This is a genomic window from Acinetobacter septicus (assembly GCF_019355975.1).
GTDB lineage: Bacteria > Pseudomonadota > Gammaproteobacteria > Pseudomonadales > Moraxellaceae > Acinetobacter > Acinetobacter ursingii.
Genome location: NZ_CP079898.1, coordinates 2,693,210 through 2,710,842, shown reverse-complemented (window position 1 = coordinate 2,710,842; position 17,633 = coordinate 2,693,210). Strand labels below are relative to the sequence as shown.

The window sequence follows — 17,633 nt, the reverse complement described above, 5'->3', positions numbered from 1 at the left end:
ACAGATGCTTAACTGGCTTCTGACTGATTTAAACTGGCTTCATACGCTTTGGCTTTATCTACATCGTAGACTTTTTCCCACTTACTAATCACCAGTATCGCCAGCGCATTACCTACGACATTCAGAGCAGTACGTGCCATATCTAAAATACGGTCAACACCCGCAATAAATGCCAAACCTTCAAGTGGAATGCCGACACTACCTAGCGTTGCCAATAACACGACAAAAGAAACACCAGGTACCCCCGCGATTCCCTTAGAGGTAATCATTAGGGTAATCACTAAAATCACCTGTTGATATAAAGACAGATCAATCCCATAGAGCTGTGCAATAAAGATGGCGGCAATACTCTGATACAGCGTTGAACCATCCAGATTAAATGAATAACCTGTCGGAATCACGAAACTGGTAATCGCTTTCGGAGCACCATAAGCTTCCATCTTTTGCATAATACGTGGCAAAACGGTTTCGGAACTGGCAGTGGAATACGCCAAAATCAATTCATCTTTGAGAATTCTCATCAAGGTTAAGATATTAATACCGCATAATTTTGCAGTAATACCTAACACGACAAAAGCAAAAAAGAAAATAGTGGCATATACCAAAACAACCAACTTAGCCAAAGGAATCAGAGAGGTAAAACCGAAATTCGCTACCGTGACAGCAATGAGACCAAACACCCCGATTGGTGCATATTTCATAATAATATGCGTCACACGGAACATGGTTTCAGAGACCGCATGAAATACATGCAACAAAGGCTCTTTGGTAGTGGTTGGTAATGATGACAAACCAATACCGAACAATACTGCAAAGAAAATCACAGGCAGCATTTCACCATGTGCCATAGAACTAATAATATTCGTTGGAATTAACGATAAAATCGTCTGGATAATCCCATGAGAATGCGATTCAACTTCTTGCGTAGTATGTTGATATTGAGAAATATCTGTTTTCACCAACACTGACATATCCACACCAGCACCTGGCTGGAAGATATTGGCGGCAACTAAACCGACAATAATCGCAATCGTGGTAATGATTTCAAAATACAAAATTGTTTTAAAGCCAAGTCTTCCCAGACTTTTTGTGGAACCAACACCTGCAATACCCAAAATGAGCGTAGAAAAAACGATTGGAATCACAATCATTTTAATCAAGCTAATAAAAATCTGACCTAAAGGTTTCAACACATTATTAACCGCGGCGTCTTTTATTTCAGGTTGGTTGTGCAAAATAGCCCCGACAACCACACCAAGGATCAAAGCAATTAAAATTTGCCATGCAAGGCTAATTTTAAAGTTCTTCATAAGACAATCCTTTATGCTCAAAAAGCACGATATAAGAACAGGAGAGTAGATGCGCTCTATAACAAACAATACGTTCGTAAAATTCCTTTTCGATCCGAGATGAGGTCTAGCCCTTGACCCATCAGCTCAAGATTTGGGTTTCTACGGACAACGAGCGATAAATAAGCGGCACATTCTAGAGAGATTTTATTATTTAACAATACTAAACCAGCAGAAAATCAGCCAACCCTCTCTTAATAAAAAATATATTTATAACTTTTATATAGTTAACAAAAATTAACCGTTTAAAAATAGATCAAAAATCAAATAAAAAATCAAAAATCAGGCTCATTTTGTAGTTTTATTAATCAAAACTTGTTTATTTAAAAACCAATACTGCGATAACAAAATAAATGAGTGAACAAAGAACAGGCAAATACCCTCGTAAAGGATCTAAATTTTTTCTATTTCAAAAGTTTAAATTTTGCGATAAGCCATAATACCAAAGGCCAAAATATCGTATTCAGAATATCGTGCAAACTTGCATCAAACCGCCAATATCCATAGTTAATCAAATCGTCTCTGGCATCAAGCAATTCTGCGCTAATTGCAATCAAAACCACTGCAAATAAAGCCCAAATGGATTTTAATTGGCGTTTATCTAAAAAAGCCACGCAGAAAAAAACCAACAAACCTGCATAAATATGCAAAGCATCGCGTGTCAAATCAGTCAAATTGACGATATAGATTTTAAATTCTTGAAATTTTGAGTGATACATACGTCTAGAAAAGATTTGAGCAATTGAAATGATACATCAAAAAAATCATAACCCGAGTTCTGCATCCTGCAAAACTCGGGCAAATGAGGTTGTGCTTTCAGTCTTTTTTGTTATTGTAAGAGTTGCTTCCCTAGCGTCATCAAATCCTTGATGCTCATCCTTCAGCTTAGTCTTCCATAGTCGGGATATTCCATTCCCTATTCCTGTGCTGATAGATATAGAATACCTTCTGGGAACTTGACTGCCTATTCGCTCAAGACCGCATTTAGTGTAAGTAATTGCTTACACCGATATTGTGGTGGCAGCTTAACTTTTATAAGCCTGTGCGATGTCAGCCGTCACAATTTTTTCCTCTTTCTCTGCTTTACTAATCCCTTCCTGAATCGCGTCCTGAGCGGCCTCATGATCATCTTGCGTTTCTGGCAATTCTTCTTGGATTTGCTCAAAAATCCGTCCCGTTTGTAACACGACATACACAGGAAAGTGATCTGAGCCAATATTCGGTAATCGATTCATTTTAACTAAGGCAAAATCGGTACTATGGAAAATATGATCCAGAGACCAGCGCAACAAAGGATAGTTGGCATGAAAGGTATTAATGAAATGCCGCCCAACTCGCGGATCAAGCAAACCACTAATTCGCTGAAACAGACGTGTGGTTCGTGACCATGCTACATCGTTGAGATCGCCCATCACAATACAGCTTTCATCCAGATCCTTGATTTGATCACCCACCATTAGCAACTCAGCATCGCGCAAAGTTGAATCTTTTGCTTCGGTTGGACTTGGTGGTTTGGGATGCAGACAATAAAGTTGCACGGCCAAGCCGCTGGGTAAAATCACCGTGGTATGAATCGATGGAATTTCATCACTCAAGATAAACTTCACTTCGGTATCTTGGAGTTGCAATCGGCTGTACAAATGCATACCGTATAAATTATCTAGTGGCACAGGAACCCGATACGGATAATCTGCTTCAATCACACTCAATTCATTTTGCCATGTTTGATCAGTCTCTAAAGTCAGAACCAGATCTGGTTTTAACTTTTGAATCTGCTCAATCAATAAATGATATCGATCATTCGGTGTTAAGACATTGGACACTAACAACGAGATTTGCTGATCTGGATTGAACTGTTCGGCTTTCACTTGTTTGACCTGTTTCTTCCAGATAAAGGTATAAGGCAATACCATTTTTAGCTGATACGCGATTGCTGCGATTAAACCGATTACGATCAATTCTCGAGGCAGATTCCACGGCGCGTCGCAAAACAATACAAACAATAAGGTCACTACACCGATAGCTAAAATTTGCAGTCTGGGGAAATCTGCTCCTCGAATCCACCATTCGTCGCGTGGAATAAGTGACCAGAATGTCAGCCAAATCACCACTACAGCACACACTTCAATAAATAGTAACAATGCCTGATCCACCCTAGATTTTATTGATTTTTCATTCTTCAAGATTCCTGTGTAGCATATTCATAAATTTACTCACAATAAAGAGCATGTTTTCATTGGATAATACTTGCAGTTATGGTCGCTTTTGATACACTCAAGCCCCTTTTACATTTTTTAACGCACCGAGGCAAAGTGACATGAAAGTAGGTCTGGTCGGTTGGCGCGGGATGGTTGGTTCCGTCCTTATGCAACGTATGGTTGAAGAAAATGATTTTGCTTATTTTGAGCCATTTTACTTTTCTACCAGTAATGCAGGTGGTGAAGCCCCTTCATTTGGTGGTAAAACTGCCCCAGCACTTATGGATGCTTCAGACATTAAGAGTCTGAAACAAATGGATGTCATTATTACCTGTCAGGGTGGTGACTATACTTCTGAAGTTTTTCCAAAACTCAAAGCTGAAGGCTGGAATGGCTATTGGATTGATGCCGCATCGACATTACGTATGGCAGATGATGCCATCATCGTACTTGACCCAGTGAATGCGCAAGTTATCAAAGATGGTTTAGCCAAAGGCACTAAAACATTTGTCGGTGGTAACTGTACGGTTTCTCTTATGCTAATGGGCTTAGGTTCACTCTTCCAAAACAATTTGGTGGAATGGATGAGTGCGATGACTTATCAGGCAGCATCGGGTGCAGGTGCACAAAACATGCGCGAATTACTCACGGGTATGGGCTATTTATATAACAATACCAAAGAGTTACTAGACGATCCTAAATCAGCCATTCTAGATATTGATAGTCGTGTTGCAGATTTACAACGCGGTGAAGGCTTTCCTAAAGCAAACTTCGGTGTACCGCTTGCAGGTTCTTTAATTCCGTATATCGACAAACAGCTTGAAAATGGTCAGTCCAAAGAAGAATGGAAAGGTCAGGCGGAAACCAACAAAATTTTAGGTAATTCGCAAATTGTTCCTATTGATGGTCACTGTGTGCGTATTGGTGCAATGCGTTGTCATTCACAGGCTCTCACGATTAAGCTTCGAAAAGACGTTCCTCTGGACGAAATCGAAGATATGATTCGTCAGTCCAATGAATGGGCAAAAGTCGTGCCGAATACACGTGAAGCCTCCATGACTGATTTGACCCCAGTTGCTGTAACAGGAACACTTTCAGTTCCAGTGGGTCGTTTACGCAAGCTTAATATGGGTAAAGAATATTTAGGCGCATTTACTGTCGGTGACCAACTTCTTTGGGGCGCCGCTGAACCTTTACGCCGTATGTTACGTATCCTGATTGAATATAAAAATGCTTAAATACACGATTTAAGCCCATGAGCCGATCAATTGATCGGCTTTTTTATGTACTTCTTCTGTAAAAGTTTTACATTCGGTTAACATCTCGGTATTGTATAACGTGACCGCTTTACTCCTGCTTCATGGAACAAGATGACTGTCTATAACAAATTAAAAATTGCGATTCTAACTATTTTGGCGACGCAGACCTTACATGCGATCACGCTTGAACCTTTACAAGTTATGTCTGCTCCTGGGGATTTGCTTTATGCTGAAATGAATTTCAGTCAGGCCGATATATCGTCCAATTTACAGGTCAGTCTTGCAACGCCAGAAGATTTGATGGGTTTAGGAATTTCTAATCAACCATCTGCACAACTGAACTTTTTTGCGCGTCGTAACGGACAAGGCACGGGTGTGATTGTGATTACGTCTTCGCGGCCATTTACCCAACCCGAACTGGATATCGTACTTAAAATTCAGGAAGGTCATGGTACTCGATTACAGCACATCAAACAGTCGATTAATCGAAAAGCTGTACCTGCACTTCAAACAGCCAATGAAAAACCACTTACACCCAAATTTATTGTGAGTGAAAAAGATATTGCGTTGAATTTACCTGAAAGTACGCAGTACAACGTTGCCAGTACTTCGCAAAGCGTCAATACGATACAAAACACGTCAAACTCAACAACAGAGCCTAGTTTAAATCGCTCACAAGTCTTGGCTATCAACACGACTCCTCCACCCACCCTACAAACAAATACGACAACTACAGCAGCCACGGAGACAAACATACAGCAGTCTACAGACCGTGCAACACCGCCCTCTCATTCCAATATGAAAGAAACAGTCAAACATTCTGATGAGTTAGCAGCAATCGCTCCTTCTAATCATGCACAAACTGTAGTCTCTTCTGCTGAAGTCGCTAAACAAAGCCCTGAAAAAACTGCGAAAGAACAGGTAAAATCTGCCTCTCCAGCGAAAGCACCTGAGCCTAATATAGAAAAAATAAAGACCAAAAAACAGACCGCTAAAGCAAAGGAAAAAACAGCATCTGAAACTCGTACATCTGGTGAAAATCAACATGTTGTACAACGTAATGAATCGTTATGGAGTATTGCAAATCGAATTGCGGCTCAAACCAATCAACCTATTGCACAGGTCATGCAACAAATCAAAGCACAAAATAGTCACGCGTTTATTCAGGGTGATGTCAACCGTTTAAGACAGGGGGTTGCACTTAACTTATCTGCGGCAGTCGATCAGAGCCCACAAAAAACCGCTACCGTCAAAACTGCGCCGAGTTCGACTCAAGCATCAGGACGAGCAAAATATCGCCTCAATCAGGCTGAAATGAACTTAGTTGCAGACAATGAACAAGATTCTACACAAGGAAGCGCGAAACACAGCACAAAACAGGATAAAAGCACTGCCGAGTTGTCATTAAAAGTTATGACAGCACGAGAAAAAACCGTTAAATTACAGCAAAGCGTCACTGAAATGGAACTGGCTCTGAAACAAAAGGATCAAAGAATCCAGCTTTTAAATGCGCGTCTGGCACAATTACAGCAACAGCTAAAAGAGCGAGAAAATGCAAAAAAGTCAGTTCGTTAAAGTCAAATGCATAGATATTTAAATGAGTCAAAGAAAATGGCTCATGCTTGAAGGGGTATAAGCATGTTGTATGTGATTCCGTTTATTATTTTATTGGTCATTGCAGTTGTTTTAAAAAAGCGGGAAGCCAGCAAAGAAGAACAAGAACCTAAAAACAAGACCAATGCAAATAAAAAGGGAAAAAAAGTTGCAGGAAAATCGGTAACACGACCTCGTAGTGAGTCTCGCGAAGTTACGCCTACGATTATTGCTGAACAAAAAAAGACCACACCCGTTTCTCAGGAATTACATCAAAAGATTATCTCACTGATCCAATCTGGAAATTATTCTACTGCAGAAGCACAAATTAATCAGGCTTTAAACCGCGATAATTCACAGCACGGATTATATCTACACCTGTTAGATATCCATCTTTTACAAAAAGATGAATTTGCTGTTGATCAATTAATTACTCACCTGCGCGCACTCGATTTAAATGATATCGTGATGCAAGCAGAAGCTAAAAAACGTGAGTTTGATCAACAAAAGCAACCTGATGCAATCGAGTTTTCTGCAACCAGTTTAGATTTTCCTTCAACTGCACCACCACAAGCAGAAGCAACAGCGCCCCCTGTCATCAGTGATGCCGATTTTGATGCTTTGGTTCAGCCAGTGCAGCAAAACAATGCAATTACCATTGATCATATTGAAAGCAAAAAACAAGATTCTGCTGAAATAGAAGCACTGGAATTTAATTTTTCTTTTGATCAAACAGCAAAACCTAGCGAACAAATACCGACACCTCCTGAAGCACCATCTGAGCATTTAACTGAGTTTTCATTAACCTTAGAACCTAGAGAAGTTTCAAATCATCATATTGAAACAGCGCAAAATATTAGTGTTGATTTTGCACAAGAATCTAGTACAAATGCAAAATTAGCAGAGCCAAGCAATCTCGATTTTTCCAATTTAGATTTTGCTCCTCAACCTGCATTAAGTCCTGAAAACACCACTCAAGAAGCCCCTCCAGAGCAGCTAGCAGATACATTACCTGAATTTAAGTTTGATCAGTTAGAACTTGAACCAACAGCAACACCGTTAGAACCAAGTGCAGAACCTGTATTATCCTTTGATCAAGTAGCGGAGCCCGTTCCCCAGCCTCCGTCTCAGGTTTCTACTGCATCTTCTGCCTTTGATTTAAATGATCCATTGGTTCAATCTTTTCCAGAACTTGCTCAGGTTAATGAAACTCAATTAGATCTTGATCTTGCAACGCAATATGTTGAATTGGGTGCCTATGATTCAGCACGGATTTTATTAACTAAAAATGAGACAGTTTTTAGTGCTGAGCAGCGAGAACTTTCAAAAAACTTACTCAATCGCATAGCATCTTAAAAAAGATCGTTCTACCATAAGCAGTCTGTTCAGACTGCTTTTTTTATTATGAAGAAAATTGCATTAATCTATATGGGTGGAACCTTTGGCTGTGTTGGAGAACCTCTGGCACCCATGCCTTATATCCAGTTTATGCCCCAACTACAACGCATCATTCCTATAGAGCTGCATGTCGATTGTTTTTCTGCACCTGTCATCAAAGATAGTAGCGCCTGTACTGCGCCAGACTGGCTTATGTTGGTTCAACAAATACAACAGTTACAATTACAGGGCTATGCTCATTTTGTGGTCATTCATGGCACAGATACCTTAAGTTATGCTGCCGCCACATTGGCACGTTTCTTAGGGCAATCCTGTCATTTGGTCATTACAGGGAGTCAGTACCCCCTGCTCAACAAAGCTGGAACAGATACCCGCGAATTTACTGATGCACTGGATAATTTATATTACGCGCTTGATCAAGTCGTTAAGTTACCCGCAGGAAGTTATTTGGCATTTCATCATCAGGTTTTCCATGCACAAACCGCGTTAAAAATACAAACCACTGAACTAGATGCTTTTACTGGGATATTGGCAGAAAAAGACTGTAGCACAGCAACATCCTCTTATTTGGTCAATGATGAAACAATATTACGTAGCCAGAATTTATCGCTTTTAAATATAATGGCACAGCCGATTGGCTTACACGCTTTTAAGCAACAATTACAAAACCTTGTTTCATATCCACCGCATTTTTTAATTCTGCAAGGTTTTGGAACAGGCAATTTGGCTGTTGATGAAGAACTCATTTTACTTTTGCAACAGCTTCGACAACAAGGCTGTCTGAGCATTTTAACCACTCAAGTCTGTTTTGGTCAGATAGATCAACGTTATGCAGTCAGTGAATGGGTAGATACTGCTAACATATTGATCAATAATACCCATAGCCATGCCGATTTATATGCCAAAGCATTGCAACTTTATTTACAATTTGACTCCCCAGAGCTGCGTGAGCAACACTGGACACTGTCTTAATCTTTGAGGTCTAAATATGCAGCGCTTTGCAATCGGTATTGAATTTTGCGGTATTCGTTATCGGGGCTGGCAAACGCAACAAGCGGGCGTTCCAAGTGTGCAGGAAGCTTTGGAGCGTGTATTAAGTACCATCGCAGATGAACCGATTATTTTGCATGGTGCAGGTCGTACCGATGCGGGTGTGCATGCCACCAATATGGTGGCGCATTTTGATACCCATGCCATACGCCCTGAACGTGGCTGGATGATGGGTGCCAATAGCCAATTGCCTAAAGATATTTCGATCCAATGGATCAAGGAAATGTCCCCTGATTTTCATGCGCGCTTTAAAGCCATTGCACGTCGTTATCGTTATGTGGTGTATAACACAAACTATCGTCCAGCCTTACTTTATAAACAAGTCACGCATATTTATCAGCCGCTAGATGTGGAAAAAATGAAGCTAGCCGCAGCCAAATTTGAAGGCACACATAATTTTGAAAGCTTTCGGGCAGCGGCATGTCAATCCAACCAACCCGTGCGTCATGTCAGTCATTGCCAACTCATTGAACATGGTCGTTATTTGGTACTCGATATTCAAGCTGATGGCTTTTTACATCATATGGTACGTAATATCATGGGATGTCTACTTGAAATTGGTCAAGGACTATACGGCGTAGATCATATTGATACCATGTTTGCAGCGCAGGATCGTAAAGCCGCAGGCGTCACAGCCCCAGCACATGGCTTATATTTTATTCAGGCTTATTATCCAGAACAATTTGAGCTTCCTCAACCTCCACTTGGACCACATTGGCTGAACCTGCCTGATGCATTTGCCTAATTTTTGTATTAACGCAAGAATCGGGTCGTCACATGCCCCCCAAATTTTCAAAATGAGTCTTTCAATATCATTGAGACTCATGATGAAACGCCTAGAAAATAAAATCGTTATTATTACAGGTTCAAGTTCAGGTATCGGTTGGGAAAGTGCTTTACTGTTTGCGCAGCAAGGTGCAATCGTGATCAATGTGGCTCGACGTGCCGAGCGTCTTCAAGAGCTTGAGCAACGCATTAAAGCAGAAGGCAATCATTGTTTCTCTGTGGTTGGTGATCTTTGTGATCCATCGACCATGCAACGTGCTTTAGACTTAGCTTTACAACGTTTTGGTCGCATTGATATTGCCTTTAACAATGCGGGTATATTAGGTGCATTAAAACCTACGCATCAAATCAGTCAAACTGAATGGGAAAACACTTTAAACACCAATCTTTCTGCAAATTTCTATGCTGCACAAATGCAATTAAACGCCATGCTTCAACAAAAAAACGGTTGTATTTTATTTACCTCGACGTTTGTTGGGCATCGTATAGGTTTTCCAAACATGGCAGCTTATGCTGCCAGTAAAGCAGGGCTAATTGGCTTAACTCAGGTGATTGCCGCAGAGTATGGCGCCTTCGGTATTCGTTGTAACTGTATCATTCCGGGAGGTACAGACACAGAAATGGGACGTGCTGCTGTGGATAACGAACAAGCTTATCAACACATTCAGAGCTTGCACGCTTTAAAACGAATGGCACAGCCTCAAGAAATTGCACAAGCTGCTTTATTTGCGGTGAGTGATGAATCTAGTTTTATGACAGGCTCAACCCTTTACGTTGACGGCGGTATTTCCGTAGTGCGGGGTTGACTCAAAAAAAGCATCCATTGAGGATGCTTTGTCTTAAGAAGAACGCTGCTTACGCTTTCTATATTCTACTGGCGTTTCATTGGTCCAGCGTTTAAATGCTCGATAAAAAGTACTTGGTTCAGAAAAACCCGTTAGATAAACAATACGTTCAACACTTTCATTGGTATTAGCCAGTAGTTTCTTGGCTAAACGACAGCGATAGTCCGACAAGATTTGTTGAAAACTAGTATTGGCTTCACTCAACTGCGTTCTTAAACGGCGCGGGGTAATGTGTAATTGTGCTGCCACGGTTTCGAGTGTTGTTTCGCCACTTTCCAGTGTCGAGCCAATCGCACGGCGGACTTCACCGACTAAATCATAGCGTGCCAGTTCCTGAAGCTTTTCAATCGCAAGTTGTTCATGTAACTGCAATAGCTCTGGTTCCGCTTGCCACAATGGATAATCTAGAATATCGGCATCAAAATATAAACGTGTTTCTTTTTGACCTAGACTGACTGGGCAGCCATACACACGTATATATTCGTCTTCTGCTGCGCCTTGATTAAAGTCAAAATCAATAAAAATAGGCTTAAACGCACCTTCGGTAATAAATTTAAAAAATCGTAAGATGCCTGATAAAGCACATTCTGAAAAATGTCGATTGACGATATTGTCAGAGAATGACTGTTCGCCATTGGTCAAGTAACATCCATTTTCATCGACCACTAAGCGCGCTTGTAAAGCATCACTAATTAAACGTTGATAGGCTAATGCTCGTTTGAGTCCTTCACCAAATGTTGCACTACTAATAAATAAATGCTCAATCACCTGACCACGATATAAAGGTAAATGCTCACCCAAATGCAAACCAATATCGGGGTCTTTACTCACTTCTTCTGCCGCAATCCAAAAGGCATATTGCGCATTTAAAGGAGTACGGGTATTGGTATCCACCTGATTTAAGGCAACACCCGCTTTTGTTAAAATTTCTTCGGTTGGCAATCCCGCACGACGAATCGCCTGATAGCCAAATCGTAATACAACCGACGCATCTGTTAGCTGACCCACGTGACATCCTTCCTTGTATGTTCTTCATTTATACTTAAAAACGTAATTTAGATTACCGCTGATTGACCAAACTGACAACTCAATTCAGGTCATTTTTACACATTTTTTTTAATGAATTTGACCCATTTGCCACTTTGACAAGCACCATAAATTGGGGCATTGGTCTTGTTTTTTGATAAAAAATTGACTACAATTTGCGCCTTCCCAATTTGATCATCAGGTAGGCTATGGCCAATAAAGAGGAACTCATCGAGTTCGAAGGCGTTGTCACCGAAACGCTTCCTAATACGATGTTCCGTGTACGTTTAGAAAACGGTCACGAAGTAATTGCACACATTTCTGGTAAAATGCGTAAACACTATATTCGTATTTTAACGGGCGACAATGTTAAAGTTGAAATGACCCCTTACGATTTGACCAAAGGTCGTATTACTTATCGTGCGCGCTAATTCCGTTTAGTGAATGCAAAGAAGCCACTGTTTATCTGTGGCTTTTTTTATATACATGAACTCACATAACTCAAATTAATATTGAGTTTTTAAAAAAATTAGATGAATTTTCAACTTATAACCTGTTTTTTTTATATAATTACGAACCCATACACTAAGGCTTTTAAAGCCTATCCTTAAAAGAAAATGGAATATTTAAAATGAAAAAATCTTGGATGGCACTTTCAACACTTTGCATTTGTTTTAGCTTATTTTCTGCCTGCACCACAACAGGGTGGAAATCTAAAGATCTTAATGCATATTTGCAACAATTTGTTGGGCAATCAACTCAACAAGTGCAACAAACCATTAACTTAAAATCCATGGGATATCAAACAACACAAAAGCCTATTCTCACATCAGATCAGCTCACATATACCGTGATACGTTCTTTAAACATCCCCACTCCAGCGGCTAGAAGTTTTGACGGGATGACCATTCAAACAGGTGCAAGCGGAGCAAATAGTTATAATTTAAATATAAAATGCGATATTGTATTTTTACTCAAAAATAACGTTGTTCAATCTTATCAATATCAGGGTCGAGCTTGTTAAAAATATATGATTATGTGGATTTAATAAAAATGCAGCCGAAGCTGCATTTTTATTGTTACCAATCTTGATGATTCAAAATTAAGCCAGTGCTTGAACCACAGCATCACCCATTTCTGAAGTACCAACCTTCGTCATGCCTTCAGACATAATATCACCCGTACGCAAGCCCTGATCCAATACGTTACCTACAGCATCTTCAATCGCTTTTGCTGCTGCTTCTTCACGGAAGGTGTAACGCAACATCATGGCAACCGATAAAATTGTGGCCAGTGGGTTTGCAATATTTTGTCCAGCGATATCTGGTGCCGAACCATGACAAGGTTCGTACATGCCTTTGCCATTTTCATCTAGCGACGCAGATGGCAACATACCAATGGAACCTGTCAACATCGCTGCTTCATCAGACAGAATATCACCAAACAAGTTACCTGTGACGATCACATCAAATTGCTTTGGCGCACGCACCAATTGCATAGCTGCGTTATCCACGTACATATGCGAAAGCTGAATGTCTGAATAATGAGCCTGTTGCAAATCAGTTACAGTTTGCTTCCACAGCTCAGTCACTTCTAACACATTGGCTTTATCGACTGAACAAACCTTACCACCACGTAACCCTGCCATCTCAAAAGCAACTTTGGCGATACGTTTAATTTCAGATTCGCTATAAACATCGGTGTTGTAGCCTTGTTTTTCGCCATTTTCCAGTTCACGAATACCACGTGGCTGACCAAAGTAAATACCACCTGTCAGTTCACGAACAATCAGAATATCCAGACCAGCAACGATCTCTGGTTTTAAGCTTGAAGCATCTGCCAATTGCGGATAAAGAATCGCTGGGCGTAAATTTGCAAATAAGTTTAATTCACTACGAATTTTTAATAAGCCACGTTCTGGACGGATCGAGCGCTCAATCGTATCCCACTTAGGCCCACCGACTGCACCAAGTAAAATTGCATCGGCTTTTTTGGCTTGTTGCGAAGTGACCGCAGGATATGGTTCACCATGTGCATCAATCGCAGAACCACCTAACAGTCCATGTTCCCAACTCAAACCTAAATTAAATTTTTGATTAACTGAAGTTAATACTTTTTCAGCGGCAGCCATAATTTCTGGGCCAATACCGTCACCCGCTAAAATTAAAATTTGTTTCGACATTTCTTCTTTCCATTTTTTCACTGTATCAGCCAATTTGCTGATGGGTCATTAAACCTTTTGCTCTACAAACTCACCCAAACCTGTCACAGCGTTAAAAGGACGACAAAAACGGCGAATGGTACGCTGACCCTCTTCCATTGCGACACATAACGGCTCTGGTGCAGACACATTGAGTAAGCTTCCGCCTGTATGTTTGGAGCGATCACGGTACATTTTAAAGGTATAGTGCTGATTCGATTTAAACTGATGAATCACATGAAAAGTTTCAGCACGATCAGGTGAAATAGGATAGAAACGAATCACTAATTCATATTGATCTGCGGGTACAGACAAATACATGACATTATGTGAGCTAAAAACAGAACCCTGTAAGCGGACAATGCCCTGCTCAAGACTTTCCGAACTTACCCGATGACTATTTGCATCCATAATGGGCGTTGTATTTAGACGCTCAAACTCACAATGTTTGACACCAGCACAATAGATAGAAGCATTGGCCCGAGTATTTCCTATCCCCGCTTGTTTAATACGTAATGTATCAACAACTGTGTTTGTGCTTTGACATGCACTCAGTGCAACTGAGCATATTCCAAGCATCACACTATGGAGAAATGTCCTCTTCATTGTCAGAGCCCAACCTTATTCAGAGTAAAGTTTTTCAACATCTTTTAGCCTGCATGGTAACAAGAGTTGAGCTTCTATGCTATTGCTATCTTTAAAAAGTACCGCTCTCCTATTTACTGCTGCAACTCCTGAAATACCCAAGGACGTGACTGTTTGGCCTGCGCTTCAAATGCACGAATTGCATCGGCATTTTGCAAGGTCAAGCCAATATCATCCAAACCATTCAACAAACAATGCTTGCGGAACGAATCAATTTCAAATGTAAATGCCTGACCCGATGGCGTACGTACTTCCTGTGCCGCTAAATCAACAGTCAGTTGATATCCTTCGTTTGCAGCGCATTCTTTAAATAACTGATCTACAATATCTTCTGGCAAAATTACAGGCAACATCCCATTCTTAAACGAGTTATTAAAGAAAATATCCGCATAACTTGGTGCAATCACGGTACGAAAACCGTATTCATTTAATGCCCACGGTGCATGTTCACGGCTTGAACCACAGCCAAAATTGGTCCGTGCCAATAAAATATTTGAACCTTGATAGCGTGGCTTATTTAAAACAAAATCAGGATTTTTAGGGCGCTTGCTAATATCCTGTCCCAAATAACCTTCGTCTAAATAGCGTAGCTCATCAAATAAGTTATCGCCAAAACCTGTACGTTTGATCGATTTTAAAAACTGTTTTGGAATAATTAAATCGGTATCGACATTGGCACGATCCAAAGGTGCAACAATACCCTGTTCAACTGTATATTTTTTCATGGTTTGCTTCCTTAGAATGAACGAACATCAACAAAATGACCCGCAATTGCGGCTGCTGCGGCCATTGCTGGACTGACCAAATGCGTTCTTCCCCCATTGCCCTGACGCCCTTCAAAGTTACGGTTTGACGTTGAAGCGCAATGCTCGCCTGGTTGTAACTTATCTGCATTCATGGCCAAACACATTGAACAACCCGGTTCACGCCATTCAAAACCTGCTTCCAAGAAAATTTGGTCTAAACCTTCTTGCTCTGCCTGTTGTTTGACCAAACCAGAACCCGGCACGATCATCGCCTGTTTAATGCTTGAAGCCACCTTACGACCTTTCACCACTTCTGCGGCTGCACGAATATCTTCAATTCGTGAGTTGGTACATGAACCAATAAATACGCGATCTAACTGGATATCTTCCAATGCCTGACCCGCAGTTAAACCCATATATTGATAAGCACGTGTCCAGTCATTGCGTTGTACGTCATCTTTGGCTTGTTCCAATGTCGGAACAGCTTTCGATACTGGAATGACCATCTCAGGTGAAGTGCCCCAAGATACTTGTGGCTCAATCTCTTCACCCTGCAAAACAACCACTGTATCAAAATGTGCATCGTCATCAGAATGTAAAGTATTCCAATAGGCGACTGCTTGATCCCATTGCTCATCTTTTGGTGCATACGGACGATTTTTCACATATTCAATGGTCTTATCATCGACTGCCACCATGCCCACGCGCGCACCCGCTTCGATTGCCATATTACAGACCGTCATACGACCTTCGATCGACATATCACGGAAAACTTGTCCACCAAATTCAATCGCGTGACCCGTACCGCCCGCAGTCCCGATTTTTCCAATAATTGCCAAGACCACATCTTTCGAGGTGACACCTTTGCCTAAAGTGCCATCAACACGTACCAACATGTTTTTCATTTTCTTTTGAACAAGGCACTGGGTCGCCAAGACATGTTCAACTTCTGATGTTCCAATCCCATGTGCCAAGCAACCAAATGCACCATGTGTAGCAGTATGTGAATCACCACATACCACGGTCATTCCTGGCAAAGTTAAACCTTGTTCAGGCCCCACCACATGCGCAATCCCTTGACGAATATCATTGATACCAAATTCAACGATATCGAAAGTTTTGCAGTTATCATCAAGGGTTTGTACCTGAATGCGTGAAGTATCATCTTCAATCCCTGCAATTCCCTGTGCACGTTCTTTTTTTGAAGTTGGAACGTTATGATCAGGCGTTGCGATATTGGCACTTAAACGCCAAGGCTTACGATCTGCAAGTTGTAAACCTTCAAAAGCTTGCGGACTGGTCACTTCGTGTAATAAATGACGATCGATATAAATGAGGCTTGAACCATCGTCTCGTTGTGAGACCAAATGGTCATCCCATAATTTGTCATATAAAGTTTTTGCGCCTTGGGTATTGCCTGCCATGTCGTCGCTCTCCACCGTGCTTGCCATTGGACTGGGTAATGCTAATCTTATCTTGATTATAGCGAATGTTTTACATAAAACTAATTTATCATTTTTATAAATTAATAAACTTTTTGGAATGAAATTTTTACTTTTTATTTCTACAAAAAAAATTGCTAAGTGCATATAACGCTCTGGTTATTTGTACTTAGCAATATGTTTTTGATGATCTGGGGACTTTTAGCTTTTATCTGCGATTTTTTTCAAATTATCATGAATTTTGAAAATAACAATGAGTAATTCACTATATACCCGAACTATCACCAAGCCAAAAATAATGACAAAAATAGCCATAAGAAAACGCATGCCGAAATTTGTATAGGCATAACGACCTATTCCAAATAGCATACTCATAGAAGTCAACGAAACACCCACTAGACCTAACCAATATATGATCGTAATAATTTTCGGGGTGATCATCGTATCGAGTTTAAGAAAATCTTTCATAAGTATACTCTGTGCAGATTAAGATAATTTCTGTTGTATTCGTTTTTGTTGTTCAAGCAATTGCTTTTGAAGTGTGGCCATTTCCTCTTGAGTTTGTTTAACTTCAACAGGATTAGGTGGAGTAGCTGTTGTTTGTTCAACCATTTTTAAAGATAAATTGTTCATTTGAATCAACTTGTCTCTCAAGCTACTGACTTCAACACTTTTTAATTGAGCTTGTGCCAATTCATTATTAAAGCTATCAATAAAAGGCAACATGGATGTTAAAGTTTGTTTAACTTTATCGGCTTGACCACTTTGCATAGCTTTCATCATTTCATTTTGAAATTCAGATGCTTTTGCTACATTTTTTGTTGAAATTTGATCGATCAATTGTGTATCAGTCTTGATATCTGCCAGATTATTCGTACTAAATTTGTTTGCAGCAACCTGCTGACTCTGCGGTTGTTGTTCGCCTTCTGATTGATTGGCTTGTTTACTACATGCACTCAATGACACAGCAGTACAGCACATAAGTACAGTGATCAGTTTATTCATTAGGTTCCCCTCAAAATAATAATTTTAAGAGATCGCTTTTTTTATTAATTATCTAAAAACTGTTTTATTACTATCTTTTAAAGCAATAGAG

At 40.4% G+C, this 17,633-nt stretch carries 18 protein-coding genes; 8 read left to right on the top strand and 10 right to left on the bottom strand.

Going from position 1 to position 17,633, the window contains the following annotated elements; all coding sequences use genetic code 11:
* Positions 1 to 8 precede the first annotated feature (8 nt).
* The 3 genes from gltP to I6L31_RS12810 form a co-directional block, all read right to left on the bottom strand.
* Positions 9 to 1,310, bottom strand: a complete 1,302-nt coding sequence (gene gltP / locus I6L31_RS12820) for a glutamate/aspartate:proton symporter GltP (protein ID WP_004991400.1) — start codon at positions 1,308 to 1,310, stop codon at positions 9 to 11.
* Between the two features lie 443 nt (positions 1,311 to 1,753).
* On the bottom strand, positions 1,754 to 2,068 hold the full coding sequence (locus I6L31_RS12815; protein ID WP_004991403.1) for a hypothetical protein: 315 nt from the start codon (positions 2,066 to 2,068) through the stop codon (positions 1,754 to 1,756).
* 306 nt (positions 2,069 to 2,374) lie between these two features.
* The gene (locus tag I6L31_RS12810; RefSeq protein ID WP_005001344.1) at positions 2,375 to 3,490 is read right to left on the bottom strand and encodes an endonuclease/exonuclease/phosphatase family protein; all 1,116 of its coding nucleotides are present in this window, start codon (positions 3,488 to 3,490) and stop codon (positions 2,375 to 2,377) included.
* 176 nt (positions 3,491 to 3,666) lie between these two features.
* On the opposite strand from I6L31_RS12810, the gene asd reads away from it, so the two are divergent.
* The 6 genes from asd to I6L31_RS12780 all read left to right on the top strand — a co-directional run bounded on the left by asd (position 3,667) and on the right by I6L31_RS12780 (position 10,439).
* Positions 3,667 to 4,785, top strand: a complete 1,119-nt coding sequence (gene asd, locus I6L31_RS12805) for an aspartate-semialdehyde dehydrogenase (protein WP_005001341.1) — start codon at positions 3,667 to 3,669, stop codon at positions 4,783 to 4,785.
* 132 nt (positions 4,786 to 4,917) lie between these two features.
* Positions 4,918 to 6,381 carry a type IV pilus assembly protein FimV gene (locus tag I6L31_RS12800; protein WP_005001334.1) on the top strand — a complete coding sequence of 488 codons (1,464 nt, stop codon included), beginning with the start codon at positions 4,918 to 4,920 and terminating at the stop codon, positions 6,379 to 6,381.
* A gap of 63 nt (positions 6,382 to 6,444) precedes the next feature.
* The gene (locus I6L31_RS12795) at positions 6,445 to 7,755 is read left to right on the top strand and encodes a hypothetical protein (RefSeq protein ID WP_005001333.1); all 1,311 of its coding nucleotides are present in this window, start codon (positions 6,445 to 6,447) and stop codon (positions 7,753 to 7,755) included.
* Between the two features lie 48 nt (positions 7,756 to 7,803).
* On the top strand, positions 7,804 to 8,769 hold the full coding sequence (locus I6L31_RS12790; RefSeq protein WP_005001332.1) for an asparaginase domain-containing protein: 966 nt from the start codon (positions 7,804 to 7,806) through the stop codon (positions 8,767 to 8,769).
* Between the two features lie 16 nt (positions 8,770 to 8,785).
* The gene (gene truA, locus I6L31_RS12785; RefSeq protein ID WP_005001331.1) at positions 8,786 to 9,592 is read left to right on the top strand and encodes a tRNA pseudouridine(38-40) synthase TruA; all 807 of its coding nucleotides are present in this window, start codon (positions 8,786 to 8,788) and stop codon (positions 9,590 to 9,592) included.
* A 79-nt stretch (positions 9,593 to 9,671) separates the two neighbouring features.
* Positions 9,672 to 10,439 carry an SDR family oxidoreductase gene (locus I6L31_RS12780; protein ID WP_228274799.1) on the top strand — a complete coding sequence of 256 codons (768 nt, stop codon included), beginning with the start codon at positions 9,672 to 9,674 and terminating at the stop codon, positions 10,437 to 10,439.
* 33 nt (positions 10,440 to 10,472) lie between these two features.
* Here I6L31_RS12780 and I6L31_RS12775 read toward each other — a convergent pair whose 3' ends face one another.
* Entirely contained in the window at positions 10,473 to 11,486 is a 1,014-nt protein-coding gene (locus tag I6L31_RS12775; protein WP_004991427.1) for an AraC family transcriptional regulator, read from the bottom strand.
* A gap of 227 nt (positions 11,487 to 11,713) precedes the next feature.
* Between I6L31_RS12775 and infA the strand changes: the two genes are divergently transcribed.
* Together infA and I6L31_RS12765 are read left to right on the top strand one after the other, a co-directional pair.
* Positions 11,714 to 11,935, top strand: coding sequence for a translation initiation factor IF-1 (gene infA, locus I6L31_RS12770; protein ID WP_004718087.1), 222 nt, complete (start codon positions 11,714 to 11,716; stop codon positions 11,933 to 11,935).
* Between the two features lie 200 nt (positions 11,936 to 12,135).
* The gene (locus I6L31_RS12765; protein WP_004991430.1) at positions 12,136 to 12,528 is read left to right on the top strand and encodes a hypothetical protein; all 393 of its coding nucleotides are present in this window, start codon (positions 12,136 to 12,138) and stop codon (positions 12,526 to 12,528) included.
* A 78-nt stretch (positions 12,529 to 12,606) separates the two neighbouring features.
* On the opposite strand, the gene leuB is transcribed toward I6L31_RS12765, so the two are convergent.
* From leuB to I6L31_RS12735, 6 genes are all read right to left on the bottom strand, one after another.
* A complete protein-coding gene (gene leuB / locus I6L31_RS12760) occupies positions 12,607 to 13,686 on the bottom strand; it encodes a 3-isopropylmalate dehydrogenase (protein ID WP_004991433.1) in 1,080 nt (359 codons plus the stop codon).
* A gap of 48 nt (positions 13,687 to 13,734) precedes the next feature.
* Positions 13,735 to 14,310: a hypothetical protein gene (locus I6L31_RS12755; RefSeq protein WP_004991435.1), complete on the bottom strand. Its 576-nt coding sequence runs from the start codon at positions 14,308 to 14,310 to the stop codon at positions 13,735 to 13,737.
* Between the two features lie 113 nt (positions 14,311 to 14,423).
* On the bottom strand, positions 14,424 to 15,074 hold the full coding sequence (gene leuD, locus I6L31_RS12750; RefSeq protein WP_004991436.1) for a 3-isopropylmalate dehydratase small subunit: 651 nt from the start codon (positions 15,072 to 15,074) through the stop codon (positions 14,424 to 14,426).
* Between the two features lie 11 nt (positions 15,075 to 15,085).
* On the bottom strand, positions 15,086 to 16,519 hold the full coding sequence (gene leuC, locus I6L31_RS12745) for a 3-isopropylmalate dehydratase large subunit (protein WP_035271605.1): 1,434 nt from the start codon (positions 16,517 to 16,519) through the stop codon (positions 15,086 to 15,088).
* A 219-nt stretch (positions 16,520 to 16,738) separates the two neighbouring features.
* Complete coding sequence (locus tag I6L31_RS12740; RefSeq protein ID WP_004991440.1) at positions 16,739 to 17,005, bottom strand: DUF4282 domain-containing protein; 267 nt, start codon at positions 17,003 to 17,005, stop codon at positions 16,739 to 16,741.
* An 18-nt stretch (positions 17,006 to 17,023) separates the two neighbouring features.
* Positions 17,024 to 17,542 (bottom strand): hypothetical protein, encoded by a 519-nt coding sequence (locus I6L31_RS12735; RefSeq protein ID WP_004991442.1) that lies wholly within the window; start codon positions 17,540 to 17,542, stop codon positions 17,024 to 17,026.
* Between the last annotated feature and the right edge of the window lie 91 nt (positions 17,543 to 17,633).

Bases quoted from the DNA above. Each gene is read 5' to 3' on its own strand.
- gltP (WP_004991400.1), bottom strand. From the start codon at position 1,310: ATGAAGAACTTTAAAATTAGCCTTGCATGGCAAATTTTAATTGCTTTG.
- I6L31_RS12815 (WP_004991403.1), bottom strand. From the start codon at position 2,068: ATGTATCACTCAAAATTTCAAGAATTTAAAATCTATATCGTCAATTTG.
- asd (WP_005001341.1), top strand. From the start codon at position 3,667: ATGAAAGTAGGTCTGGTCGGTTGGCGCGGGATGGTTGGTTCCGTCCTT.
- I6L31_RS12800 (WP_005001334.1), top strand. From the start codon at position 4,918: ATGACTGTCTATAACAAATTAAAAATTGCGATTCTAACTATTTTGGCG.
- I6L31_RS12795 (WP_005001333.1), top strand. From the start codon at position 6,445: ATGTTGTATGTGATTCCGTTTATTATTTTATTGGTCATTGCAGTTGTT.
- I6L31_RS12790 (WP_005001332.1), top strand. From the start codon at position 7,804: ATGAAGAAAATTGCATTAATCTATATGGGTGGAACCTTTGGCTGTGTT.
- truA (WP_005001331.1), top strand. From the start codon at position 8,786: ATGCAGCGCTTTGCAATCGGTATTGAATTTTGCGGTATTCGTTATCGG.
- I6L31_RS12780 (WP_228274799.1), top strand. From the start codon at position 9,672: ATGATGAAACGCCTAGAAAATAAAATCGTTATTATTACAGGTTCAAGT.
- infA (WP_004718087.1), top strand. From the start codon at position 11,714: ATGGCCAATAAAGAGGAACTCATCGAGTTCGAAGGCGTTGTCACCGAA.
- I6L31_RS12765 (WP_004991430.1), top strand. From the start codon at position 12,136: ATGAAAAAATCTTGGATGGCACTTTCAACACTTTGCATTTGTTTTAGC.
- leuB (WP_004991433.1), bottom strand. From the start codon at position 13,686: ATGTCGAAACAAATTTTAATTTTAGCGGGTGACGGTATTGGCCCAGAA.
- I6L31_RS12755 (WP_004991435.1), bottom strand. From the start codon at position 14,310: ATGAAGAGGACATTTCTCCATAGTGTGATGCTTGGAATATGCTCAGTT.
- leuD (WP_004991436.1), bottom strand. From the start codon at position 15,074: ATGAAAAAATATACAGTTGAACAGGGTATTGTTGCACCTTTGGATCGT.
- leuC (WP_035271605.1), bottom strand. From the start codon at position 16,519: ATGGCAGGCAATACCCAAGGCGCAAAAACTTTATATGACAAATTATGG.
- I6L31_RS12740 (WP_004991440.1), bottom strand. From the start codon at position 17,005: ATGAAAGATTTTCTTAAACTCGATACGATGATCACCCCGAAAATTATT.
- I6L31_RS12735 (WP_004991442.1), bottom strand. From the start codon at position 17,542: ATGAATAAACTGATCACTGTACTTATGTGCTGTACTGCTGTGTCATTG.